This window comes from Carnobacterium sp., from assembly GCF_049673005.1.
Taxonomy (GTDB): Bacteria; Bacillota; Bacilli; order Lactobacillales; family Carnobacteriaceae; genus Carnobacterium_A.
This window is the reverse complement of sequence record NZ_JBATXB010000026.1, coordinates 1-23,823: the sequence shown is the minus strand read 5'-3', so window position 1 is coordinate 23,823 and position 23,823 is coordinate 1. Positions and strand designations below refer to the sequence as shown.

At 33.9% G+C, this 23,823-nt stretch carries 24 protein-coding genes; 12 read left to right on the top strand and 12 right to left on the bottom strand.

Going from position 1 to position 23,823, the window contains the following annotated elements:
• The first annotated feature begins 344 nt into the window (after nucleotides 1-344).
• Both WBF61_RS02360 and WBF61_RS02355 read left to right on the top strand, forming a co-directional pair.
• Nucleotides 345-2,978, top strand: coding sequence for a cation-translocating P-type ATPase (locus WBF61_RS02360; RefSeq protein WP_424253575.1), 2,634 nt, complete (start codon nucleotides 345-347; stop codon nucleotides 2,976-2,978).
• A 145-nt stretch (nucleotides 2,979-3,123) separates the two neighbouring features.
• Nucleotides 3,124-3,657, top strand: a complete 534-nt coding sequence (locus tag WBF61_RS02355; protein ID WP_424253574.1) for a 3'-5' exonuclease — start codon at nucleotides 3,124-3,126, stop codon at nucleotides 3,655-3,657.
• Between the two features lie 48 nt (nucleotides 3,658-3,705).
• On the opposite strand, the gene tsaE is transcribed toward WBF61_RS02355, so the two are convergent.
• From tsaE to WBF61_RS02335, 4 genes are all read right to left on the bottom strand, one after another.
• Nucleotides 3,706-4,176, bottom strand: a complete 471-nt coding sequence (gene tsaE / locus WBF61_RS02350) for a tRNA (adenosine(37)-N6)-threonylcarbamoyltransferase complex ATPase subunit type 1 TsaE (RefSeq protein WP_424253572.1) — start codon at nucleotides 4,174-4,176, stop codon at nucleotides 3,706-3,708.
• Nucleotides 4,177-4,318: 142 nt separating this feature from the next.
• Nucleotides 4,319-4,954 carry an NAD(P)-dependent oxidoreductase gene (locus tag WBF61_RS02345; RefSeq protein ID WP_424253570.1) on the bottom strand — a complete coding sequence of 212 codons (636 nt, stop codon included), beginning with the start codon at nucleotides 4,952-4,954 and terminating at the stop codon, nucleotides 4,319-4,321.
• Between the two features lie 158 nt (nucleotides 4,955-5,112).
• Nucleotides 5,113-6,096 carry a phosphate acetyltransferase gene (pta, locus tag WBF61_RS02340; RefSeq protein ID WP_424253568.1) on the bottom strand — a complete coding sequence of 328 codons (984 nt, stop codon included), beginning with the start codon at nucleotides 6,094-6,096 and terminating at the stop codon, nucleotides 5,113-5,115.
• A 172-nt stretch (nucleotides 6,097-6,268) separates the two neighbouring features.
• The gene (locus WBF61_RS02335; RefSeq protein ID WP_424253566.1) at nucleotides 6,269-6,955 is read right to left on the bottom strand and encodes a uracil-DNA glycosylase; all 687 of its coding nucleotides are present in this window, start codon (nucleotides 6,953-6,955) and stop codon (nucleotides 6,269-6,271) included.
• A 185-nt stretch (nucleotides 6,956-7,140) separates the two neighbouring features.
• Between WBF61_RS02335 and WBF61_RS02330 the strand changes: the two genes are divergently transcribed.
• From WBF61_RS02330 to WBF61_RS02315, 4 genes are all read left to right on the top strand, one after another.
• On the top strand, nucleotides 7,141-8,028 hold the full coding sequence (locus WBF61_RS02330; RefSeq protein WP_424253565.1) for a Cof-type HAD-IIB family hydrolase: 888 nt from the start codon (nucleotides 7,141-7,143) through the stop codon (nucleotides 8,026-8,028).
• Between the two features lie 94 nt (nucleotides 8,029-8,122).
• A complete protein-coding gene (gene thiD / locus WBF61_RS02325) occupies nucleotides 8,123-8,950 on the top strand; it encodes a bifunctional hydroxymethylpyrimidine kinase/phosphomethylpyrimidine kinase (RefSeq protein ID WP_424253563.1) in 828 nt (275 codons plus the stop codon).
• 141 nt (nucleotides 8,951-9,091) lie between these two features.
• A complete protein-coding gene (locus tag WBF61_RS02320; RefSeq protein ID WP_424253561.1) occupies nucleotides 9,092-9,259 on the top strand; it encodes a YvrJ family protein in 168 nt (55 codons plus the stop codon).
• Between the two features lie 195 nt (nucleotides 9,260-9,454).
• Complete coding sequence (locus tag WBF61_RS02315; protein WP_424253559.1) at nucleotides 9,455-9,994, top strand: LURP-one-related/scramblase family protein; 540 nt, start codon at nucleotides 9,455-9,457, stop codon at nucleotides 9,992-9,994.
• Between the two features lie 67 nt (nucleotides 9,995-10,061).
• Here the strand turns inward: WBF61_RS02315 and WBF61_RS02310 are convergent, their stop codons facing one another.
• Nucleotides 10,062-10,625 (bottom strand): GNAT family N-acetyltransferase, encoded by a 564-nt coding sequence (locus WBF61_RS02310; RefSeq protein ID WP_424253558.1) that lies wholly within the window; start codon nucleotides 10,623-10,625, stop codon nucleotides 10,062-10,064.
• A 174-nt stretch (nucleotides 10,626-10,799) separates the two neighbouring features.
• On the opposite strand from WBF61_RS02310, the gene WBF61_RS02305 reads away from it, so the two are divergent.
• The 3 genes from WBF61_RS02305 (at nucleotide 10,800) to WBF61_RS02295 (ending at nucleotide 13,445) form a co-directional block, all read left to right on the top strand.
• On the top strand, nucleotides 10,800-12,254 hold the full coding sequence (locus WBF61_RS02305; protein WP_424253556.1) for an amino acid ABC transporter substrate-binding protein/permease: 1,455 nt from the start codon (nucleotides 10,800-10,802) through the stop codon (nucleotides 12,252-12,254).
• The gene (locus tag WBF61_RS02300; protein WP_424253554.1) at nucleotides 12,247-12,978 is read left to right on the top strand and encodes an amino acid ABC transporter ATP-binding protein; all 732 of its coding nucleotides are present in this window, start codon (nucleotides 12,247-12,249) and stop codon (nucleotides 12,976-12,978) included. The genes WBF61_RS02305 and WBF61_RS02300 overlap by 8 nt, the downstream gene beginning before the upstream one ends.
• Before the next feature lie 113 nt (nucleotides 12,979-13,091).
• A complete protein-coding gene (locus WBF61_RS02295; RefSeq protein WP_424253552.1) occupies nucleotides 13,092-13,445 on the top strand; it encodes an iron-sulfur cluster biosynthesis family protein in 354 nt (117 codons plus the stop codon).
• A 45-nt stretch (nucleotides 13,446-13,490) separates the two neighbouring features.
• Here the strand turns inward: WBF61_RS02295 and uvrC are convergent, their stop codons facing one another.
• The 3 genes from uvrC to WBF61_RS02280 all read right to left on the bottom strand — a co-directional run bounded on the left by uvrC (nucleotide 13,491) and on the right by WBF61_RS02280 (nucleotide 16,819).
• Nucleotides 13,491-15,263, bottom strand: a complete 1,773-nt coding sequence (gene uvrC, locus WBF61_RS02290; RefSeq protein ID WP_424253551.1) for an excinuclease ABC subunit UvrC — start codon at nucleotides 15,261-15,263, stop codon at nucleotides 13,491-13,493.
• A gap of 142 nt (nucleotides 15,264-15,405) precedes the next feature.
• Nucleotides 15,406-15,675, bottom strand: coding sequence for a hypothetical protein (locus tag WBF61_RS02285; RefSeq protein WP_424253549.1), 270 nt, complete (start codon nucleotides 15,673-15,675; stop codon nucleotides 15,406-15,408).
• 19 nt (nucleotides 15,676-15,694) lie between these two features.
• Nucleotides 15,695-16,819 carry a 3D domain-containing protein gene (locus WBF61_RS02280; RefSeq protein WP_424253548.1) on the bottom strand — a complete coding sequence of 375 codons (1,125 nt, stop codon included), beginning with the start codon at nucleotides 16,817-16,819 and terminating at the stop codon, nucleotides 15,695-15,697.
• Nucleotides 16,820-16,986: 167 nt separating this feature from the next.
• Between WBF61_RS02280 and WBF61_RS02275 the strand changes: the two genes are divergently transcribed.
• Nucleotides 16,987-17,466, top strand: coding sequence for a nucleoside 2-deoxyribosyltransferase (locus WBF61_RS02275; RefSeq protein ID WP_424253547.1), 480 nt, complete (start codon nucleotides 16,987-16,989; stop codon nucleotides 17,464-17,466).
• A gap of 212 nt (nucleotides 17,467-17,678) precedes the next feature.
• Here WBF61_RS02275 and brnQ read toward each other — a convergent pair whose 3' ends face one another.
• The 4 genes from brnQ to WBF61_RS02255 form a co-directional block, all read right to left on the bottom strand.
• On the bottom strand, nucleotides 17,679-19,055 hold the full coding sequence (brnQ, locus tag WBF61_RS02270; RefSeq protein ID WP_424253545.1) for a branched-chain amino acid transport system II carrier protein: 1,377 nt from the start codon (nucleotides 19,053-19,055) through the stop codon (nucleotides 17,679-17,681).
• A 189-nt stretch (nucleotides 19,056-19,244) separates the two neighbouring features.
• Entirely contained in the window at nucleotides 19,245-19,925 is a 681-nt protein-coding gene (locus WBF61_RS02265; RefSeq protein WP_424253544.1) for an amino acid ABC transporter permease, read from the bottom strand.
• A gap of 17 nt (nucleotides 19,926-19,942) precedes the next feature.
• Nucleotides 19,943-20,794, bottom strand: coding sequence for a transporter substrate-binding domain-containing protein (locus WBF61_RS02260; protein WP_424253542.1), 852 nt, complete (start codon nucleotides 20,792-20,794; stop codon nucleotides 19,943-19,945).
• A 267-nt stretch (nucleotides 20,795-21,061) separates the two neighbouring features.
• Nucleotides 21,062-22,027, bottom strand: a complete 966-nt coding sequence (locus tag WBF61_RS02255) for a phosphoglycerate dehydrogenase (RefSeq protein WP_424253540.1) — start codon at nucleotides 22,025-22,027, stop codon at nucleotides 21,062-21,064.
• Nucleotides 22,028-22,183: 156 nt separating this feature from the next.
• On the opposite strand from WBF61_RS02255, the gene WBF61_RS02250 reads away from it, so the two are divergent.
• Both WBF61_RS02250 and WBF61_RS02245 read left to right on the top strand, forming a co-directional pair.
• Nucleotides 22,184-23,224 (top strand): hypothetical protein, encoded by a 1,041-nt coding sequence (locus tag WBF61_RS02250; protein ID WP_424253538.1) that lies wholly within the window; start codon nucleotides 22,184-22,186, stop codon nucleotides 23,222-23,224.
• A 41-nt stretch (nucleotides 23,225-23,265) separates the two neighbouring features.
• Nucleotides 23,266-23,640, top strand: a complete 375-nt coding sequence (locus WBF61_RS02245; protein ID WP_424253536.1) for a hypothetical protein — start codon at nucleotides 23,266-23,268, stop codon at nucleotides 23,638-23,640.
• Nucleotides 23,641-23,823: the final 183 nt, after the last annotated feature.

The following is a 23,823-nucleotide window of genomic DNA, read 5'->3' as shown; positions in this document are numbered from 1 at the left end:
AAAAAAAACTATATACTGTACAAAGAAGAAAAACGACACGTTACCTATTCTCATACATAAGGGAGTAACTGGCAGCATTTGCTGTGGCAACATCACCAACAAGTAAATTCGCAAAATTTACTGGTGTTGTCTTAAACGGTGAGACTTATGCACATTGTTTCTGCATAGAAACGATTCTGCATAAGTCTCTTTTTTTATCATTTTTCTTAAAAAGAACTTAAGGGGGTATTCTCGTACCGGTTTTCATACACAATATGTTGGTTTGTTTCCTAGTATTTAACCGATAAGCCAATATCTGATTGTATTTTACTAAATCATCCAAAAAAAATTAGGGAGTGTCATACTTGGAATATTATCAAAAAGAACAAAAAGACGTTTTATTAGAATTAGATACCACTAAAGAAGGATTAAATGATACAGAAGTAAAAAATCGTCTCGAAAAATACGGAACGAACGAGTTAAAATCCGTCAAAAAAGATTCAATTTTAAAATTATTTTTAGAAACATTTAAAGATGCAATGGTAGTCGTTTTACTTATCGTAGCTGTTGTTCAAATTTTAATGGGTTCTGTTGTTGAATCACTTATTATTTTTGCAGTTCTAATGATTAATTCAATTGTAAGTGTCGTTCAAACTAAAAAAGCTGAAGGATCTTTAGATGCTTTAAAAAATATGTCCGCACCAATAGCTAAAGTTATTCGGAATGGTGAAAAAATATCTTTACCCGCTAATGAATTAGTCCCTGGAGATATCGTTATTTTAGATGCCGGAGATTTTGTTCCTGCTGATGGTCGTTTAATCGAAGCTGGATCACTAAAAATTGATGAAGGTATGTTAACAGGTGAATCTGTTCCTGCTGATAAAGATGTTGCAACCCTTTCAAACACAGTACCTGTTGGGGATCGCTCTAATATGGTTCACAGCGGTACACTGGTTGTCTATGGTCGTGGTGTCTTTGTTATTACGGCAACAGCAAATCAAACTGAAATTGGACAAGTTGCAAACTTACTTGAAAATGCTATGACAAAGCAAACTCCTTTGCAGAAAAAATTAGATCAATTTAGTAAACAACTCGGGATTGGGATTCTAATCCTATCTATTCTTATTTTTGTTATCGAAGCCGTTCGTATTTATTTTGGTGGTTCTTCAAACCTCAGCGTAGACTTATTGAATGCCTTTATGTTTGCTGTAGCTGTAGCGGTTGCTGCCATACCTGAAGCGCTGCAATCTATTGTTACGATTGTACTTTCAATGGGAACAAATAAAATGGCTAAGCGTCATGCCATCATTCGTAAATTACCAGCAGTTGAAACATTAGGCGCTACAAGCGTTATTTGTACAGATAAGACTGGTACGCTAACACAAAATAAGATGACTATTGTTGATTACTTTTTGTTAAATGGTCAATCTGCACCGTTTAATGATAAACCAGAAACATGGACATTTGATGAAAAACGCTTAATGCAAATTGCTGTATTAGCTAATGACTCTACAATCAGTGAAACAGGCCAAGAATTAGGTGACCCTACCGAAGTGGCTATGGTTTCTTTCAGTAATAAAGTAAACCAACCTTATGGAGATTTGCGTCAGCAATACCCACGTGTTGCTGAATTACCTTTTGATTCTGACCGTAAATTGATGTCAACGGTTCATAAAATAGATAATGAATCTTTAATGTTAACTAAAGGCGGACCAGATGTTATCTTCAATCGTAGTACAAAAGTATTAATCGATGGAGAAATTGTTCCTTTAACTGAAGAACGTCTAAAAGTAATAGAAGACAAAAACGAAGCTTTCTCAGATCGTGCATTACGAGTTTTAGCATTTGCATATAAACCAGTTGCTGACGAACATACCATTCAATTTGAAGATGAGAATGAGTTAATTCTAGTTGGTATTATGGCTATGATTGATCCTCCTCGTGAGGCAGTATACGGAGCTGTTGAAGAAGCTAAAAAAGCTGGTATCAAGACTGTTATGATTACTGGTGACCACAAAACAACGGCTCAAGCAATCGCTCGTGATATTGGTATCGCAGAGGAAGGCGATATCGCTTTAACGGGTCAAGAATTAGATGCTTTAACAGAAGATGAATTAAATAATCAATTAGAAAAAATATCCGTTTATGCACGTGTATCTCCTGAAAATAAAATTAGAATTGTACGCGCTTGGCAAAATAAAGGCAAAGTTTCCGCTATGACAGGAGACGGTGTAAACGATGCTCCAGCTCTAAAACAAGCAGATATTGGTATTGCTATGGGTAGTGGAACAGATGTAGCTAAAGATGCCGCTGCTATGGTTCTAACTGACGATAACTTTGTTTCAATTATTAGTGCAGTTGAAGTTGGACGTAACGTTTACGATAACATCAAAAAAGCTATTGCCTACCTATTTGCTGGAAACTTAGGAGCAATCATTGCTATTGTTGCAGCGTTATTAATGGACTGGGTAAACCCGTTCACTGCATTGCAACTCCTATTCATTAATTTAGTTAACGATTCTGTTCCAGCAATTGCATTGGGTATGGAAAAAGGTGAACCTAATGTTATGATGCGTAAACCTAGAGATCCGAATGAAGGTATTTTTGCCGGAGAAACGCTTATCTCTGTTTTATATCGTGGAGCATTAATCGGTATTGCTGTTATTATTTCTCAATACATCGGATTAGGTTACTCGAATGAAATGAGTATTGCAATGGCCTTTACGACATTAATACTCGCACGTACATTACAAACATTCCCTGCACGTTCTAACTCACAAACATCAATTGGAGCAGGATTCTTTTCAAACATCTATGTCATCCTTGCTGTAGTTTTCTGTTTTGCTTTATATGGTTTAACTGTTATTCCTGGCGTTCGTGAATTCTTTGCCATCCCTGCTGATTTCGGTTGGGTACAATGGAGAATTTCTGCAGGACTAGCTTTAGGAGCTGTTGTTTTAATGGAAATAACTAAATTAATCGTTCGTAAGAAAGCCTAACACATTGAAAGGAGCCATGTTGTGTTGAGTAAAGTTTAAAAGCTTTTCTCAACTATATTGGCTTCTTTTACTCTTTTTATCTACTAGCATTTTCACTTAAAAACACCTATACTACTAATTGACTATCTATATAAGGAGGTACAGAATGAATTTTGTTGCATTAGATTTTGAAACAGCAAACCATCAGAGACATAGTGCCTGCTCTGTTGCTTTAACCATTGTAAAAAATAGTCGAATTGTTGACCACTATTACACATTAATTAAGCCAGAAACCGACTTTTTTTATCGCAATATTCAAGTACACGGTATACATCCAGAAGATGTTGCACAAGCTCCCAGTTTTGCTCGTGTTTGGGAGGATATCAAACCTTGTTTTAAGGAAAACAAACTAATCGTTGCTCACAATCTTCCTTTTGATAGAGGTGTTTTGCAAGGTTGTCTCGATTACTACCAAATTGAGCAACCACATTTCCAAACATTGTGTACTGTTCAATCTAGTCGTAAATTGATTACCGAAATTCCTAATCATAAATTAAACACGGTTTGTGCCCATTTAGGCATTAAATTAGAGAATCATCACCACGCTCTAGACGATAGCAACGCGAGTGCTGAAATTCTACTTTATTTAGAAAATCATTTTGGAACGGCTCCTCTAAAAAAACTAGTTAAATATGTTTAATAATAAAATAGACCTATACATTGCTTTTTATCAATGTATAGGTCTATTTTATTGTCTTTCTTTTAAAAAATTTTCAATCAGCTGATTGTAGTGTTTCCCAACAGCACTAATTAAAATATTTCTTTCCATTAAATCTACACCTGTTGGTTCAAGTTTTACTTGAAGATACTCTGAAGGTAAGTCTTCTGGGATAAATTTTGCCCACTCAACAATCGAGACGCCATCTCCTTCAAAGTATTCTTCCAAACCTAAATCCATTCCGCCCGTTTCTTCTAAACGGTAAACATCCATGTGATAGAGCGGCAAACGACCGTCTAGGTATTCACGTATAATTGTATACGTTGGGCTTTTAATAATACGTTTGATTCCTAACCCTGTAGCTAAACCTTTAGTAAACGTTGTTTTTCCTGCGCCTAAGTCTCCTTCTAATAGAATTAAATCTCCCGGTTCTAGCCATTTCGCTAACTCAGCTGCAAGTTTTTTTGTCTCTAACTCATTAGTTGCATGAAATTTTTCCAATCTAATCCCTCTTATCTTTCTATTCTCTTTTTGTTGCTTTATCTTATCATTGTAAGGGATGGATCCTCAAAAAGCGAAAATATTTTATTAAAAATTAAAATTTAATTGGCTTAAGGAACTGTCTTACCTATTCCTTTCTTTATTATTTACTACAAGCCGTTATCCTTCTTCCCTCAAACGCTCTATTCTCAATTTCGTCCACTAGAGCAATAGCGTAATCTGCATAACTGATTTCACTTTGACCTAAATGGTTCGTTAAAAGAAAATCTGTTCCTAATTGATAATTACCTGTCCTAGTCCCTTTAGGTATAAAATGTTCAGAGGGACTTAGATAGGTCCAATTTATATCTAACGTGTTTTCTAATGTTTCTAATGCTTTTTCCATATTATGAGCCGTTGCCTTTTCAGTATCAGGGAAATCTTTTTTTTCAGAAAGACGCATTCCAATTTCCCTATCTGCAATTAAGCTGCCGGATCCGCCTACTACTATTAAACGTGGCTTATTTTTTCCTTTTAAGAGCGAAATAAGATGCTCAAGACTTTTTTGATGAAGTTCTTCTCGTCCTTCTGGAGCTTTGAATGCATCTACTACTACGTCTAATCCAACAAGGTCCGTATAAGATAAATCAAATAAGTCTTTTTCTACTATTTCCCAATCTTGGTCTTCCAACTTGCGCGCATTCCGTACTAACGGAACAACCAGATGACCTCTATCCAGTGCCTCTGCGGTAATACAAGAACCAGCCTTTCCAGTCGCACCTATAATACCTATTCTCATGATATTCTTCCTCCTTTGCTTCATCTCTATTCCTATTATAAAGAATTTCTATTCGTAAGCGCAAACATTCCCTCTTAAGTCTTTCATATCAGTAACAAAAGCATATAAACGTAAAAAAAAGCAAAGCCATAAATAGACTTTACTTTTTAAATTTCTAATTATTCGTTCATTAAACTTTGAGTAGCTGTGATAATTGCTAACTTGTAAACATCTTCTTCATTACATCCACGTGAAAGGTCAGAGATTGGTTTATTTAACCCTTGCAAGATAGGCCCAATAGCTTCAAAGTTACCGAAACGTTGCGCAATTTTGTACCCTATATTTCCTGATTGTAATTCTGGAAAGACAAAGACTGTCGCTTGTCCAGCCACATTAGAATCCGGTGCTTTTTGTTGTCCTACAGATGCAACATAAGCAGCGTCGAATTGTAGTTCTCCATCAATTTCGTAATGAGGAGCTAGTTCTTGAGCAATTCTAGTTGCTTCTGCAACTTTAGTTGCTTCTTCAGCTCTTGCTGATCCTTTAGTTGAGAAACTTAACATAGCAACTTTAGGCTCGATTCCAAATAATTCAGCTGTTTTAGCACTTTCAACAGCGATTTCAGCCAATTCTTGAGCATTTGGATTAACATTAATTGCGCAATCTGAGAATAGGTACTTCTCATTATCACGTCCGCGTAACATGATGAAGGCTCCACTTGTACGACTAACACCAGGTTTTGTTTTAATAATTTGTAAAGCCGGACGAACTGTATCCCCAGTAGAATGAATGGCTCCACTAACTAAACCATCAACATTACCCATATAAGTTAACATTGTTCCAAAATAGTTTTCGTCTTTTATCATTTCTCTTGCTTGCTCAGGAGTAACTTTTCCTTTACGACGCTCAACAAATGCTGCGACCATTTCTTCGGCTGCTTCGTAATTGTTCGGATCAACGATTTCAATATTATCTACATTGAATCCACGCTTTTTAGCAACTTCTTTAATTTCCTCTGGATTACCAAGTAAAACAGGTTGAATGAGTTCTTCTGCTTGTAGGCGAACAACCGCTCCAATAATCCGAGGCTCTGTGCCTTCTGGAAAAACAATACGAATGTTTTTTCTTACAATATTAAATTTTAGTCCATCAAATAATTCCACGTTAATTCCCTCCACGTTGTGTGTTTTTTCACTTCTATTTCATCATACTATTTCTTGACAGAAAATAACAGTTTTTTCTCTCTGTTTTATAAAAAAACACCTTATTTGATTGATTTTCTCAGAATTAACTCATTTAAACTAGTACAGTTATAATAAGATTTTCTAATCTGTACTAAATATTTAGTATTTCAGGGAGTTGCCAATTAATTGGACCTTGTCCCATCTGCTCTAATAGTTTGTTTGCATTCGAAAAAGGTTTAGAACCAAAAAATCCACGATAAGCCGATAAAGGACTTGGATGAGAAGAAGTTAAGACAACATGTTTTTCTTCATTAATAAGGTTTCTTTTTTTTATAGAATGATTTCCCCACAAAAGAAAAACAATTGGTTCTTCGCGTTTACTTAATTCTTTTATCACATAATCAGTAATTTCTTCCCAGCCTTTATTGCGGTGAGAATGAGCCTCTCCTTTTCTTACTGTTAAAACTGTATTTAATAATAAGACACCTTGATCAGCCCAAGATTTCAGATACCCATGGTTCACTCGAGCAAATCCTAAATCCGTTTCAAGTTCTTTATACATATTTACTAACGAAGGAGGTATTTTGATTCCAGGATTAACCGAAAAACTTAGACCATGAGCCTGATTTGGGCCATGATAAGGATCTTGTCCCAATATAACAACTCGTACATTTTGATAAGGAGTCCATTCAAAAGCTTGCCAAATTTTATTTTCTTCTGGATAAATCGTTTCATTCTCATATTCTCTTGATAAAAATAATGATAATTGTTCATAAGTCGTATTTAAAATAGGATTCTTTAAAATTGGTGCCCAATCGTTTTCAATGGGTATATTCATATCTTAGCCTTCTTTCTTTATTTTTGATTTCGTCTGTATCGTACTAAACTTTATCGTTTCAAACAAGGACTAGAATGTTTGATTACCATTTTGATTGTCTTAAAATAGTAGGTATGGATACTTTTTTCATTCAATAAATGGTAAACTAAATAAGGATAAAACGGATATTAGGAGGAAATACAATCATGGTTAAACTAATTGCGTCGGATATGGACGGAACGTTGTTAAATGAAAAAATGGTTATCTCTGAAACGAATGCTAAAGCAATCTTAGCTGCTCAAAAAAGTGGCGTTCATTTTATGGTCGCTACAGGTCGCGGCTATACAGAAGCTAAACCTTTACTTGAGGAAGTTGGTATATCGTGCCCGATTATCACGCTAAATGGTGCTCAAGTATACAATGAAGATGGCGAAATTATCGAGAATATCGGACTGAGTAAAGAAACAGTTAGAGCTATTTTGAAGAAAATAAACGAATTGGATCTTTATTGTGAAATGACAACCTCAAAAGGAATTTATTCTGATAATAAAGCTAAACGTATTGAAGCTGTTGCTTCTTTAATTTATAAAACCAATCCAGATACCTCATTTAAAATGTCGGTCGTTTTAGCTGCTGCTCGTTTAGAAATCATGAATATTAATTACGTTTCAGATTATAATGAGCTATTAGAAGATGAGTCTGTAGAAATATTAAAAATTATTACATTTAGTGAGGATGGCCCAAAAGTTCTTGAACCACTTGCTCAAGAGTTAAGCGGAACTGGCGATTTGGCTATCACAGCTTCATTTGTTAATAATATTGAAATCAACCATGCTAAAGCTCAAAAAGGTTTGGCATTAGCACGAGCAGCTGAATCATTAGGTATCCACACAGATGACGTGATGGCCCTTGGTGATAATTTTAATGATGTCTCGATGTTAAAAGTAGCTGGGTATAGCGTAGCAGTAGCAAACGCTGAAGATGGTGTAAAAGCACACGCTAAGTACTTAACTTCTACAAATAGCGAGAATGGTGTCGCCGAGTCTATTTTATTAGCCTTGAATGATGACATGGATAAGCAACTTGCTAGATAAATAGTTTGTTGATAAAACGAAATTTAATAGTATAATAAAGTTACTTATCATGACTTTGCAATAAATAGTCATTGAATTTTTAGGAGGAATTAAAATGGCAGACATTAAAAGAACATTAACAATCGCAGGCAGCGATTCAAGTGGTGGCGCTGGTATACAAGCAGACCTTAAAACTTTTGCTGAATACGGTACTTACGGCTTATCTGCTTTAACAGCGATTGCTACAATGGATCCTGATAATAACTGGAGTCATGGCGTAACTACGATTGATATTCCAGTTATAGAAGCTCAATTAAAAACCATCTTTGCAAGTGACGAGAAAATTGCAGCTATGAAAACAGGGATGTTACCAAATGTAGACATTATCAATGTCGTTGCCAAAACAATCAAAGACAATAACTTAGAAAATATCGTTATTGATCCGGTAATGGTTTGCAAAGGGGAAGATGAAGTTTTAAATCCAGAAAATGCAAATGCATTGCGTGATGTTTTAACACCTTTAGCAACCGTTGTCACACCTAATTTATTTGAAGCAGGTGTCCTTTCTGGTCTTGGAAAATTGACTACGCTAGAAGACATGAAAAAGGCAGCTGTAAAAATTCATAAACTTGGAGCAAAAAATGTTGTAATTAAAGGTGGAAAAGCTTTGGCCGGTGAAAAAGCAATCGATTTATTCTATGATGGCTCAACTTTCAAGGTTCTTGAAAGTGAAAAAATAACTCCTGCCTATAATCATGGTGCTGGCTGTACTTTTGCTGCAGCTATTACAGCTGGTTTAGCCCAAGGTTTAAGTGTTGAGGAAGCTATCTTGAAAGCAAAAGATTTTGTAACAGAAGCCATTCGTAGCGGATTCAAATACAATCAATACATCGGTTCTGTTTTCCATAGTGGTTACCGATTGTCTAAGCAAGATAAAATTTAATTCTTTCTAAAACAAACTACCCTTCTATTTGATTTTAATAAAAAATAGGAGAGTAGTTTTTTCTCATAAATAAACGGTTACGATTCACTGTTCTTATTCGTTATCTTCTTAGTACCAATCAAAGAAGAAAGGAGAATTACGATGGGAACGACTCCAGAATGGCTGTCTGTTATTGTAGAAATTATAGGTAATCTTGGCTTCCCTATTTTTGTAGCTTGGTTTCTTTTGCAACGGATGGAAAACAAGCTAGATGAATTGGTGAAAGCTATACAAGATTTAAACCACATTTTTAACACTTCTAACAGATAACAAATTAGAGTTGGATTGTTGGTTTTTTATGCTGAATCAGTATGATTTACGACAATTCAACTTTATTCTTTGTTGAGTACACGTTTCATTCACAATCTTCGTTTTTTTATAGTTGTTCGTTATACTTAAGAAGAAAACTTATTAAGTATAACAAACATATAAACTCAGACAAAAACTAAATCGAGGTGAGTAAAAATGATTCATCTTTATATGAAACAAGATTATGTGTCACAACGAAATAGCATAATCGTTACTGATGAAACAGGAAAAGATTGTTACCTTATTGTCGGTAAATGGGGCAGAATTGGTGATGGATTTTCGCTATATAATATGAATGGTGCTTTAATAGCGGAAGTAAAACAAACTTTTCTATCCTTATTTCCAAAATTTGATTTGATAGTGGCTAACAAAAAAGTAGCTACAATTAGAAAAATTAGAGGAATAAGAGGTCCTTACTTCAAAGTAAGCCATCTTAATTGGGTTGTAAAAGGCGATTTTAACAACAATCATTATTGGATTAAAAATGGAAAAGAATCTATTATGGAGATGGAGAAAGCTTATTTATCTTTTGGTGATTTTTATTCATTAGCTATTAACCAACAACAAAACGTTCCTGTTTGTTTGTGCATAGCTGTCATTGTTGATCACTTAGCTCTTACAAGGACGCCTACTAAAATAAAGAGATTAAAAAAACAATCCACTCAACTTATCTATCCTTTAATTACAAAAAAATAAAGAGTAGGGCTTTTGAGTCCACTCTTTATTTTTTTGCAATTTTTTAACGATTAAATGAATTCTACATTCAATTTATTCTATATTGCATATGAGTGTATTGATGGCCACTTATTTCGCGCTCTCCAACTTTTTGATAACCCATTTTTTCATACAACCGCTTAGCAGAATTATTTTCTTTATCACAGTTCAACCCTATGATAGACTCTCCTTGGTCTTTAACGAAATCAGGTAGTGATGCTAATAGCTCAGCAGCAACACCTTGCCTACGGAATTCAGGTGATGTCACAAGAGTGTCTAAGTACCATTCTCCAGCTTGGGTCTCTTTATCCGTAAAAAGAATACTATTTTCAAGGTCTAATTTTTTCATAATTTTAGTTAATGGCAAATCAATTATGGGCTCTAGCTCTCCTTTGTATCCAAAGCTAACTCCTGCTATCTGACTATCACGAATACAAACGATTCCCCTATTATAACTATACCGGTAGTTATCATCTAACATAGCTTCTTGTACTAGTTTCTTCAGTTGCTCCTCAGGTAGTTCATTCAATATAGGTAGTTCCATATCTTTTAGTACAATCCAAACTAAATCACATAATTCTTTTATATCTTTTTTTTCAGCCGTTCTAATCATGTTTAAATTTCACTCCTTATTCTTATTTACAACTATAACTAAATGAAATGAAAAATTCAATAGAAGGATATATACGAAAGTATGTCAGATGTTCTCACATAGCCAGATGATATAATGGTTGCAATCCCCTTAAATATAAATTAAAATGTAAAAATATAACAAAGGAGGAAACTTATGACTATTCACAAGCGCTCGTTATTTATAACAGCAATTATTATGATATTAGGGCTATTTTTAACAGCCGTTAATCCGCAGTCTGCTTCTGCTAAAACAAAAGAAGGTAAATACATTATCGGAACGGATGTCACTTTTGCTCCCTTCGAATACCAAGATGCTGACGGCAACTATGTTGGAATCGATATGGATATTTTAAAAGCTATTGCTGAAGACCAAGGTTTTGAGTACGAAGTAAAACCACTTGGATTTAGCGCCTCTTTACAAGCTTTAGAAACAAATCAAGTTGACGGTATGATTGCCGGAATGAGTATCACCGACGAACGTAAGGCAACTTTCGATTTTTCAGAGCCCTATTTCGAAAGTGGCGTTGTTATGGCTATTGCTGAATCTGATGAATCTATTAAAAGTTACGAAGATTTAGCTGGTAAAACTGTTGCTGTTAAAACAGGAACAACAGGTTCCGCTTTTGCCGAAACTCTTCAAAAAGATATCGATTTTAAAATAAATACCTTTGAAGACTCAGCAAATATGTACGAAGATGTTCAAGCAGGAAATTCAGATGCTGCATTTGAAGATTATCCTGTTATGGGCTATGCATTAAAGAACGAACGATTGAAATTAAAAACACCTTTAGATCCTGAACCTGGTGATAAATATGGTTTTGCTGTAAATAAAAATACGAATCCAGAGTTACTTGAAATGTTTAATGCAGGACTAATTAATATTAGAGCAAATGGTAAGTACCAAGAAATTTTAGATACTTATATTGGTGAAAATGCAATTGCTGCAGCATCAGATGTGAGCTTTTTAGGTTTGATTCAAGAAAATAGCGGTGAACTTTTAAAAGGTTTAGGCCGTACGTTAATACTAACTTTTGTCGCTTTCGTTATTGCTACAATTGTTGGAGTCATTTTAGGACTATTTAGTGCTTCACCAAGCAAACCTTTAAATATTATCGCTTCTCTTTATGTAGATTTATTCCGCGGGATACCGTTAATCGTTTTAGCTTTTTTTGTTTACTTCTCTATCCCTCAACTATTTGATTTGCGTCTTTCTGCAACGGTAGCTGGTATTATTACGCTGAGTTTAAACACCGCTGCTTATATCGCAGAACTTGTACGAGGAGGAATTCAAGCTGTAGATAACGGTCAATTAGAAGCAGCAAGAAGTTTAGGACTTCCCTATAACGTTTCTATGAGAAAAGTTGTTTTACCACAAGCTATTAAGATTATGATCCCTTCATTTATCAATCAATTTGTTATTACATTAAAAGATACTTCTATCTTGTCTGTTATCGGTATAGTAGAATTAACTCAAACCGGTAAAATTGTTATTTCTCGAACACTTTCATCTGGAAATATGTGGTTAATTATCGCTTTAATGTATCTTATCGTTATTACTACACTAACTAAACTTTCAAATTATCTAGAACGGAGACTGAAAAATGACTAAATTAAAAGTAGAAAATCTAAAAAAAAGTTTTGGTTCATTAGAAGTCCTAAAAGATCTTAATGTAGAAATACAAGAAGGCGAAGTTGTTTGTATCATTGGACCTTCTGGATCCGGTAAGAGCACATTTTTACGTTGTCTTAATCAATTAGAAGACATTTCTGGTGGTAAAGTTATTGTAGATAACAATGATTTAAGTGATCATTCAAAAAATATTAATAAAATAAGAGAAAATATCGGAATGGTCTTTCAACATTTCAACCTATTTCCTCATCTAACTGTTTTAGAAAATATTACTTTAGCTCCAAATGAATTAAAAAATCAAAAAGAGTCAGAAATTAAAAACCGTGCCTTAGAACTACTTGAAACAGTTGGATTATCTGAAAAAGCAAATGACTATCCCAATTCTTTATCAGGCGGTCAAAAACAACGTGTAGCGATTGCAAGAGCCTTAGCTATGCAACCAGACATTATGTTGTTCGATGAACCAACTAGTGCCTTAGATCCTGAAATGGTTGGAGATGTATTAGAAGTAATGCAACTTTTAGCTCGCCAAGGGATGACAATGGTCGTTGTTACTCATGAAATGGGCTTTGCAAAAGAAGTTGCTGATCGAGTTATTTTTATGGATGCTGGTTATATTGTTGAAGAAGGTACTCCTGAAGAAGTATTTAATACTCCTAAAAACGAACGTACGAAAGATTTCTTAAATAAAATTTTAGTATAAACAAGAAGTTGTCCGTCAAAAACGGGCAACTTTTTTATTTTTTAACATTTAAAAAATAGATTTCATTTTATATCTAGGGTATCATTAAGTGAATAATAAGGAGGCGATTTAACTTGTTTTTGACTATTACAAAACACGCTCAAGAACGAATTGCTTTAGCAAAAACATTAGCGTCTGGACAACTTGTCATTTACTATGAGTCACGTATTGGTTGTGTATGTGGAAATAACGGCTTATTCAGCCTAAGGATAACAAATAAAGTAAGTCCCGAAATGGATTCTTTCCTTAAAACAACTATTGGTGATTTAAACATTCAAGGTTGGAGCTTAGATTTTTTGGATAATGAGTTAAAACTAGACTTTGATCAAGAGAAGCATGCTTTAGTTCTTAGAGGAAATAGCGGTCTAATCAATGCCAATGTCTTAATCACTAATGATTTAGGTGTCTCGGTGTTTACAACCCCTTAGAATAAATAAAGAAGAAAACCACTGATTAATGGTTTTCTTCTTTATTTATTCCAATTCATTTTTTATCCGTTCGGCTACTTTAGCCGGAATGCCTAATCCTCTTATTTCTTCAATATCTGCTTCCTTAGCTTTCTTTAAAGACTTAAATTGTTTCAGAATCTTAGTTCTTGTTTTTGGTCCTACTCCTTCTATTTGGTCTAATCTAGATGAGAGGCTGTTCTTGTTGCGTAATTTCCGATGAAAAGTAATGGCAAAACGGTGAACTTCATCTTGAATCCGTTGAACTAGATAAAAAGCCTGACTTGTTGGTTTCAAAATGATTTCTTCATGATCTTCTCCATAAATTAATGACGATGTTCTATGTTTATTGTCTTTAACCATTCCTGCTACCGGTATAGTTAAGCCTAATTCATTTTCTAGTATATTGATAGCTGCATTTACTTGTATTTTTCCTCCGTCCATCATAATCAAATCAGGAAGCGGCTTTCCTTCTTTTAGTAGTCGCTCGTAGCGTCTTCGGATGACTTCTTCAGTCGTTGCAAGCTCATTGCTTCCATGGACCGTTTTTATTTTATATTTTCGATAGTTGCTCTTATTTGGTTGACCGTCTTCAAAGGATACCATTGCAGATACAGGATTCGTACCTTGAATATTAGAATGGTCAAACGCTTCAATTCGAGTGATATAAGGCAAGTTCATCGCTGCCGATAATTCTTTTATTGCCCCAATCGTTTTTCGATCGTCCATCTCAATTAGTTTAAATTTTTCGTTTAACGTTATTTCACTATTTTTTGTCGCAAGATCAAGCATATCTTTTTTACGACCTTTAACTGGTATTCTGACTGATACACCCAATACATCTTCCAAAACTGCTGTATCCATTTCTGTAGGAACTAAAATTTCTTTAGGTAAAATATGGTTTTCTTCTTGATAAAATTGAACAATATAAGAAGATAATTCTTCTTGTGGTGTATCATAACAAGGAAAAATAGTCGCTTCTCGTTTAATCAATGTTGCTTGTCTGATGAAAAACACTTGAATAGAGATCCAACCTTTATTCATATAGAAACTAAAGACATCACGATTCGTGTAATCATTTGTGATAATATTCTGCCTTTCAACCGTCGTTTCGATGTAATGAATTTGATCTCGATACTCAGCAGCTCTTTCGTATTGCTGATCGTTAGCTGCTTCTATCATCTTAGCACGCAACTCTTTTTTCACAACTTTTACTTCTCCGTTTAAAAACCGTTTAATTTTTTCAATTTGTTCTTTATATTCCTCAATAGGCACTTCATGGTCACACGGTCCCATACACTGTCCCATATGATAATAGAGGCAGGCTCTTTTTTGTGAGCCGTTACAGCGCCTTAATGGATATATTTTTTGGATAAAATGCTGTGTTTCGCTTGCAGCATAAACATTTGGATATGGCCCAAAATAAATACCCCCATCTTTTTTCACTTCAGAGGTAATAATTAGTTGTGGATTACGTTCATTCGTAATGTTTAAATAGGGATAGTTGGTGCCTTGTTTTAATTTGATATTGTATTTGGGTTGATGTTTTTTAATTAATGTTATTTCTAGCAACAGAGATTCTTTGTCTGTCCCTGTAATAATCGTTTCAAAATCTACAATTTCTTTCACAAGTAATTCTGTTTTCCCCTCATGAGTTCCCTTAAAATAAGAACGAACACGATTTCTTAAGTTTTTAGCTTTTCCAATATAAATAATGTCGTTTTCGCTGTTTTTCATTATATAACATCCTGGAAGATCAGGGAGTAGGTGTAATTTATTGTTAATATGCTGACTGGTCATTATTATGCCTCCTATTCGTTTCAGACGACGTAAACCTCATTACCTTACAATTCTCTTTATCATTTGTAAAGGCATATGCGTTGTTTAATATAAAGACAAAAAAACGACAAAATAACTTTTGCCGTCTTTACTATTCATTTTTTCACTTTTTTGACTGACCAAAAAGAAATAAATTGTTGGCTGTATTGTAATCACAATAGCCAACTAAGACTTCTTGATACACGTATTTTTTTCCTAGTTTAATTTGTTCAGTTTTAAACTTCTCTTCTATATCTAATGCTATTTTTTGATACAATATGTCAATTTCTTCATTTGTAATTGGACCAAACTTTTCTTCCCAAGCTTCTAAAAAAGCTGTTTCATCTTTATCTTGATAAAAATCAATATCTACTTCTTCAGCCAACTCATTCACCTATACTTCCATTTAATTATTAATTTAATAATCTAATTGTAATGGTTTTTCTTCCCCATGACAAGGCTTGTCCAACTGTTTTGAAATGAATATCAATTTTATTTCCTTTTATTGCTCCACCAGTGTCTCCTGCGATAGCTATACCGTATCCTGGTACTTCGATCATTGTTCCCAATGGAATAACGCGTGGATCAACAGCAATTACCATCGGATTTTGTAATAAATTGATACCCGTTGCTGTATGTGTGCTTAATCCTGGTTGAGCGGTAGAGTACCCTGTTGCTGAGACAACCATTGTTTTACCTGCTGAAGGTGCTGGTTTAGATTCAGTTGGTGTTTCTGGTTTGTTTTCAGTTTCTGGTTGTGTAGAACTAACTGAATCTATTTTTTCTGTTGAACCCTCTTCTTTTTCTACGGTTGTTTTTGAAGTGATTTGCGCTACTTTAACTTTTTCAGCTAAGGCTGCAGCTTCTTCTGCTTTTTTAGCTTCAGCTAATTTTGTTTCTTCAGTTCTTTTTTCTTTATCTAACTTATTTAAACTTTCTTGATTTTCATCCATTACTTTTTGCAGACTTGCAACTTGACTATCTAATTCAGCTTTTTGCTTTTTTGAATCGTCTGTTTGTTTTTCTAATGCCACAGCTTCAGTCGTTAATTTTTCTTGGAGAACTGCTAATTTTTCTTCTTCTTCTTTCGCTATATCCATCTGGTCATTTCCAGCAGATTGTAATGTTGCTAAAACATATGCACGATTAAATAAATCTGTAACACTCTCTGATTCAAATAATGAAACGACTACGTTCTGATTGACTTCAGAAGTTTGAATAGTTTGCAATCTATCTTTTGCTTGTTTTAAACGAGCAGCCACAACTTCTTTTTGTTGTTCAACTTCTTCAGATGTTTGTTCAATTGATTCTTTTTTCTCATTTATTTCAACCTGTAAGTTTTCAAGTTCAGTATTTTTTTCATTTACTTTTACTAATATTTGGCTAATCTCGTTATCTAATTTTATTATTTCTTCTTTTTTTACCAACGATTGAGTCTCTATCTTCTCTAATTTCGTTGCTGCAAATACAGTAGTAGGAATGGCACCTACTAATAAAAATGCCATTACTGAACTTATGACTAATTTACTAAATTTCACAGATTCACAACACCCTTCATTTCAACTTTTTTTATTTTACGCGTTATTTCTACATCTTTTAGTATAACGGATAAAATCTCTCTAAATATTTCGAGACAATTACTTTTTGTTACAAATGGAATTTAAGGTATACTAATTTTGTAACAATCGTATTAGGAGGAATGAAAATGACAAAAAAAGCTTATTTTGCAAGCCCTTTATTTTCAGAAATGGAATTGATGTACAACGATTATTTAGTGAAAAAGATTAAAGATCTTTATCCTGATTTAGAGCTATATGTACCTCAAGAACAAATGGAAATCAATGATAAAAATGCTTACGCAGACTCTATCATGATTGCCAAATTAGATACAGACCAATTATTAAGCAGTCAATTTATGATTGCCGTTTTGGATGGAGTTTCTATTGATGTAGGGGTTGCTACAGAAATTGGTGTTGCTTATCAAGCAGGTATTCCTATTATTGGTTTATATACCGATTCCAGACAACAAGGAGCTACTAATAAGGAAAAACTTGATGCGTTACAAACAATTGCCGAATCACAATTCTCTTATGTCAATCTATATACGGTCGGCATTGTGAAATCAAATGGACGAATTGTGGATTCTATTGAAGAATTATTAAAAGAAATGAACTCTTATTGTTAGTTCTCTTGCTTTTAAAAATAATTAATCAAAAAAAAGATGCTTATCTGATTAAAATTTAATCAGATAAGCGTCTTTTTTTGATTCTATTTTATTTAATTACAGTTATATTACAATATTTCTACTTAAACACGCTTGTCTTTCTCTAAAAAATCATTCTCTTCTTTTTCTTACCAAGGAATTACGGTAATCGTTGAAGCTTTATTAACTTAATTTTATTTATCTCCTATTTGCATCTTCGGTTTAGTAAGCAAGCTGACGGCCCAACCACTAGCTAATCCAATTAGTGCTGGCAATATCCATCCCATTCCATTATCAAAAAATGGCAAGTAAGCACTATAGAATTTCAGGATACTTTGGATGCTATCTAATTGACGGATACTTTCAGGCAAAGCATTTAACATATCTGCAATACTTACAAAAAGAGTTAACACCGTTGTTGAGACATAAACAATTTGACGGTTTTTAAATAAAGGCGATAGCAACGCTAATAAAATTAAGGTTATAGCTAGAGGATATAAAAACATTAAAACAGGAATTGAGTAACTAATAATTTTTGTTAAGCCAACATTCCCTACTAAACAAGCTACGATACTAAAAATGTACACATACGTTTTATAACTAAATGATTTTGGAAACATCTCATGGAACGTTTCTGAACAAGCTGTAATCAAGCCGATAGCTGTTTTAAGACAGGCTATGGTGACGATTATGGCTAATAAAATACTTCCTAATGACCCAAAATAATAATTGGATAATTGAGTTAAGGCGATTCCTCCATTTTCAGAAATTGGAAAACGTCCAATACTCATTGTTCCAAGGTAAGCTAATCCTGTATAGATTACGCCCATTAAAATCATGCTAATTAAACCAGACTTAATTGTATCTTTCGCAATTGATGCTGGTTTTGTTACCCCTAATCCTTTAATTGTTTGGACAACAATAATACCAAAAGCCAATGAAGCCAATGCATCCATTGTGTTGTATCCCTCAGTAAATCCACTTGCAAAAGGTGCTGTCAAATAATTTCCGGTGACTGGAGCTTCTGTTATTCCACCTAATGGTTTGATAAAAGCAGTAATCATCAATACACTTAAAAATAATAAAAATAAAGGATTCAAAATTTTTCCAACATAAATCAATATTTTAGTTGGCTTTAAAGAAAGTATTAAAGCCAATCCAAAAAATGCGATTGTAAAGAGACCTAACCCTAATGTTTGATACTGTTCTCCTATATAAGGAGCAAGACCAATTTCGTATGAAACTGTCCCAGTTCTTGGTAATGCAAAGAATGGTCCTATGGTTAAATAGAGTGCTGTAGTCATAAAATAGCCATAATATGGATGAATGCGACTGGATAATTCAAATAATCCATTACTGTTAGAAACTCCGATCGCCACAACTCCTAAAAAAGGCAATCCAATTCCTGTAATTAAAAATCCCAGTGTTGCCCAACTTACGCTCGAACCTGCGAGTTGTCCCATGTGGACTGGAAAAATTAAATTCCCAGCACCAAAAAATAAACCAAATAACATTGAACCGATATATAGATAGGAAGACAGTGTTAATTTTTGTTCCGTTGTTTTTATCATATAGTACTCCTTTTTAAGACTCTTTTTTTCAGTTCTTATGACTATATCCTTTTTTTACAATGACTTCAAGAATAATTTTGAGAAGCTTTCACAATCGACTACGGATTCATTAATAATAAAAACAACTCTGAAAAAATCAATCTTTTTCAAAGTTGTTTTCTATTCACTCTATCTCAATAATTCTTTACATTAATTTGTATAAACCGCCATTTTTATTTCTAGATAATTTTGAAATAAAGCAAATAAACTGCAAATAGCCCAATAAACTAAAGCTACCAAGATATACATAGTCATGTAATCAAATTCTCGTCCGCCAACAATCTTTGCTTGTTGAAAGATTTCCGGAACTGTAATCATCGCTGCTAATGCCGTGCCTTTGATCAAGTCCAATAAGACATTGCTTAGTGGTGGAACAGCCATTCGCATTGCTTGGGGAACAATAATTTTACGCATAACAACAGTCCATTTCAACCCTAATGCGTAGGCTGCTTCCCATTGACCTTTGTCCACTGAAAGCAATGCCGAACGCAATATTTCAGCGATATAAGCACTTGAACTTAAACTAAATCCTATAATTGATGCATTTACTGCTGAAAATTGAATCCCTATAAACGGAAATCCAAAGTACAGAATAAATAACAAAACAAGCAAAGGAGTCCCTCTCATAAAAGAAATATATATTCTTGCTCCTATATCGGCTAATCTATTGCCTGACATTCGCATAATAGCTAGTACGAATCCTACCATCAATCCTATTATCATACTTGTTACTGAAATTCCTAATGTGTAGCCTAATCCTTTTAAAACATAAGGCAGACTAGTTAAAGCTAGTACGGGATCAAAAATATATTGCCATTGAACGTCGAGCATCCACTACCACCGTCTTTCTATTCAGCCAGATTAATTTCAGGAAAATCATACTCTATTTGTTTTGTTACATCTTCTCCAGCATAAAACTCTTTCGATAGTTTTGATAACGTACCGTCAGAAATCATTTCTTCCAATGTTTCATCTATTTTTTCTGTTAAAGCATCATTTCCTTTTTTCATTGAATAATTCGTTTCAGAAGGGTTATAAAAAATATCATGTACTTTTACAGGAATTTCAGGTAATGCTGCTACTGCTAATTTTTGAGAGTAGTAATCATTTAGAATGACATCTGTTCGGCCGTTGGCTACATCACTTAAGTATTGATCGTTTGTGGCGTTATCGTAAATAACTTCTTTTGCTTTATAATGACGAGCAACCTTCATATAAGAGGTTGTTGCTGCACCTGCTGCTTTCTTATCTTTTAAATCTTCAAGCGTTTTAATCCCTGAATCGTCTGATTTCCTAACAACCATCGCTCCATAAGAATATTTATAAGGAATAGTGTAATTGTACTTATCTGCGTCTTCGCCATCTCGATCAATCCCCATTGCCGCTACATCAATGGCACCACTGTTAAGTGAGGTCAACATCCCGTCTACTCCCATTTCAGTAAAATCAATTTCCAAATCCAAGCGATTAGCAACCTCGCGGATTACTTCAACCTCGTAACCTGTTAATTTATCTGTTTCTTTTTCATGAAAAGAACTAGGATAAAGAGTTCCTGACGTCGCAACGTTTAAAACACCTCGCTCTTCAATTATTTCCCAAGCCGTTTGTTCAGTAGATGGCTCTTTTGTTTCTTTCGAATCACATGCACCTAAAGTTAAACTAAAAAATGCTACTACTCCTAGAACTAATTTCTTCTTCATAGTGTACCCATCTCCTCAAGCAATCTTTTTTAATTGGTTATTTTTTATTCATTCTCCTCAAGTAGATTAACAATCCTCTATAATAGTGTCAAAGAATTTTGAAGGATACTCTAAAAAGTGAGTTCTTTTTTTATCCCCTCTCTTAAGAACCTATGCCTAAAGCTTTTAAGCAATCTTCAAATAAACAATATTGTTTTTTATGAATTTGTTTAAAAAGCTAAGAAACGTAGAATGCCATAAGTTACATCCTACGTTTCTTTATTTGTTCTAATAATTTTTTTCGTAATCAATGACATTTAAGGGCAGAGTTTCATTTGCGACATAAGCTTTTAGATTTTCTTCAAATATAGCAAATAAACGTTTTTTAAAGTGTTCGGCAATACCAGATATATGAGGAGTAATTAATACATCCTCTCGATTCCATAGAGGGCTCTCTTTTACTAACGGTTCTTGTTCAAAAACATCTAAACCTGCAAAACCTACTTTCCCATTTTCCAAAGCTCGAATTAAACTCAAGCTATCTACTGACGGACCACGACCGACATTCAAAAAGAGTGTTTTATCTTTAAATGAATCAAATAATTCATCATTAAAGAAGTGACTAGTTTTACTGGTTAACGGCAAGATATTTACCACTATATCGGCTCGGCAGACCTGTTTCTTTAACTCTTCTTGAGAATAAGTTTCATCTATAAATTCAACAGTGTGCCCATTGCTATTTATACCAATAGTCTTCATGTTAAAGGCTTTTGCGATTCGTCCAACTTCTTTACCTATCTTACCTGTCCCAACAATCATCATGGTCTTCCCATTTATCTCCATTAGGCTTTCAGTTTGATTCCATGTACTTGTTTGCTGATTTTTAATGGCTTCTTGAATCCCTCTTGTGTAAGTCAATAGCATGCCAAAAACAGATTCAGCAATCGGTATACTATGAATTCCACTACCATTTGTTAACACAATCTTATTTCTCTTTAAGCCTTGTATATCTAAGAAATCTACTCCGGCTGCTTGACCTTGAACCCATTTTAATCGACTATTTTTACTTTCCATTAACTCTTTACTTCTTTGTCCTTTAAAACCATAAATAATTTCGATATCGTCTAAAGGAAAGTCTAACTCATTTGTCTTATCCCATCCCTTAATGACTTCAAATTGAGGGGCTATTTTTTTGATTGTTTCTATTTGTTCTTTTGTCGTTTCATAAGCTAACCAAATCCCTTTATTTGTCATTCTATTAGCCCTCCTTTTTTCGTTTATCCTTATTGTCTCACTTTCATATAAAATAACCAACTCTACGATACTATTATTTTTTATCGTCGCTACACAAGTTATCATAAAAAATGATACAATAGAAGAAATAAAACCTCGTAATGGAAGGAGAATAAAATGGATTTCGAACATGTATTAACAACTAAAATTACCATTAAAGGTGTCTTTCAAGACTTCCAACTTTATAGTGGTAAATTTTATTTATGGCTATCGACTAATGAGTTGGTTATTTACGATTGGAATAAATGGATGAAACATTTAGCTTTTGTAGACCGCACTATTTACTTTGAGCCACAACCTACAGAGCAATTGACTATCGATCTTCATGAATTAGATCCTTTTAAAGAAAAGACCGTATCTTTCCCTGAACCTGTCTATGATAGCGCTATTTTTGACCATGCTTTGTATTATTCTGATGCTTCTGGTTTTTATCGCTTTTCACTTATTTCTAAAGAAGCAAAAAAAGAACATATTTGTTCTATTCCATTTTTTCAAATTAACCTTTCAACCAATGGAAGAATGGCTCTATCAGCTAGAGAGAAAGGATTGTTTGAGTATTTAGTTTCTTCTCATTATTTATTCGTTGAACCCACTGTCCAATTGACTCCTAGACTTTTCCAACTCAGCAACCGTTATACCGCTAGAACGGAATGGAGGAAACACGATTTAATTCAATATGGGAAGGAAATACAATCAGGTAGCTTCTTATTGCGAATGACTGAAAAAAAAGGATTGTTACACTTTTTGAAAGAAGAACCTATTCACTCAACGTCAGGGGGCGAATCACTCGTTATTCAAGAACTGCCACTCCCTTTATCTCTTAGCAAACCCTCTATGGATAGCGGAATATTGTTCGCTTTTGAGAGGGATACTATCACTTTGAAAAAAGATCCTCTTTATCGTTCTAAAAATCTCCGCCTCTTAACAAAATTTGAGTCAGACATAAAAAAAGAATTCGACTCTTTAGATGACCTAATTATTAATCAAACAACCTCTTTATTAACTGTATCGTTATATGATGTTGCTTTATTAACATTGACAACATCGACTATAAAAAAATGGCGTATATATAGCCGAACTCGTAATTACCGTAATCAGTTACATGTATTAGCTAAAAATAATCTTTGTGTTTATTTATTTACTGAAGTGAAACGGTAATACCATCTGTCAAAATAATCCATTCGAAAGGACGATACAAAATGAGTGAGCGAGATAATCGAATGAAATACAATAGAGATAACAACATAAAAAGTTCGATGTACGACAGAGTAAATGCTGGTCGAAATAACGCGAATAATAAACTTGACGGCCCTAATCATACTCCTGTTAGTGGGAGTATGGACAATCCAGATGAAGAAAGAACAGATCTAACTTCTTTTTCCTATCAACTCTTTTTTTACCTAATCGGTATCGGTTTAAGTAGCGCTTTTATTTTCGTTGGGTATTTAGTCCTTCGTGAGCGTTTTTTTAGTGTTGGTATGAATCAACTCCTGCCTTCTTTTTTATTGGTCTCTATTTCTTTAGTCATTGGATTCTACAGTTCAGAAAAAATCGTTGCCCTATTTAAAAAATAATAAGTTCGTTTTAATTTTCTTTTTCAGTATTAAGCTTTCGTTAAAATTAAAAAAATCTTTTTTTAGCATAGATTTCGATCACTATCCATGTTAAAATAGGTTAGATATACTATAGAATAGGGGTAAGTAAATTAAATGATTACAGTATCTAATGTTAGTTTAGAATTCTCTGACCGAAAATTA

What these genes read in the sequence shown, in the direction of transcription:
- WBF61_RS02245 (WP_424253536.1), top strand. Translation starts at nt 23,266, where the DNA reads ATGAGTGAGCGAGATAATCGAATGAAATACAATAGAGATAACAACATA.
- brnQ (WP_424253545.1), bottom strand. Translation starts at nt 19,055, where the DNA reads ATGATAAAAACAACGGAACAAAAATTAACACTGTCTTCCTATCTATAT.
- WBF61_RS02300 (WP_424253554.1), top strand. Translation starts at nt 12,247, where the DNA reads ATGACTAAATTAAAAGTAGAAAATCTAAAAAAAAGTTTTGGTTCATTA.
- WBF61_RS02275 (WP_424253547.1), top strand. Translation starts at nt 16,987, where the DNA reads ATGACAAAAAAAGCTTATTTTGCAAGCCCTTTATTTTCAGAAATGGAA.
- thiD (WP_424253563.1), top strand. Translation starts at nt 8,123, where the DNA reads ATGGCAGACATTAAAAGAACATTAACAATCGCAGGCAGCGATTCAAGT.
- WBF61_RS02260 (WP_424253542.1), bottom strand. Translation starts at nt 20,794, where the DNA reads ATGAAGAAGAAATTAGTTCTAGGAGTAGTAGCATTTTTTAGTTTAACT.
- WBF61_RS02255 (WP_424253540.1), bottom strand. Translation starts at nt 22,027, where the DNA reads ATGACAAATAAAGGGATTTGGTTAGCTTATGAAACGACAAAAGAACAA.
- WBF61_RS02330 (WP_424253565.1), top strand. Translation starts at nt 7,141, where the DNA reads ATGGTTAAACTAATTGCGTCGGATATGGACGGAACGTTGTTAAATGAA.
- WBF61_RS02265 (WP_424253544.1), bottom strand. Translation starts at nt 19,925, where the DNA reads ATGCTCGACGTTCAATGGCAATATATTTTTGATCCCGTACTAGCTTTA.
- WBF61_RS02335 (WP_424253566.1), bottom strand. Translation starts at nt 6,955, where the DNA reads ATGAATATACCCATTGAAAACGATTGGGCACCAATTTTAAAGAATCCT.
- WBF61_RS02355 (WP_424253574.1), top strand. Translation starts at nt 3,124, where the DNA reads ATGAATTTTGTTGCATTAGATTTTGAAACAGCAAACCATCAGAGACAT.
- WBF61_RS02310 (WP_424253558.1), bottom strand. Translation starts at nt 10,625, where the DNA reads ATGATTAGAACGGCTGAAAAAAAAGATATAAAAGAATTATGTGATTTA.
- WBF61_RS02320 (WP_424253561.1), top strand. Translation starts at nt 9,092, where the DNA reads ATGGGAACGACTCCAGAATGGCTGTCTGTTATTGTAGAAATTATAGGT.
- WBF61_RS02345 (WP_424253570.1), bottom strand. Translation starts at nt 4,954, where the DNA reads ATGAGAATAGGTATTATAGGTGCGACTGGAAAGGCTGGTTCTTGTATT.
- uvrC (WP_424253551.1), bottom strand. Translation starts at nt 15,263, where the DNA reads ATGACCAGTCAGCATATTAACAATAAATTACACCTACTCCCTGATCTT.
- WBF61_RS02250 (WP_424253538.1), top strand. Translation starts at nt 22,184, where the DNA reads ATGGATTTCGAACATGTATTAACAACTAAAATTACCATTAAAGGTGTC.
- WBF61_RS02305 (WP_424253556.1), top strand. Translation starts at nt 10,800, where the DNA reads ATGACTATTCACAAGCGCTCGTTATTTATAACAGCAATTATTATGATA.
- WBF61_RS02315 (WP_424253559.1), top strand. Translation starts at nt 9,455, where the DNA reads ATGATTCATCTTTATATGAAACAAGATTATGTGTCACAACGAAATAGC.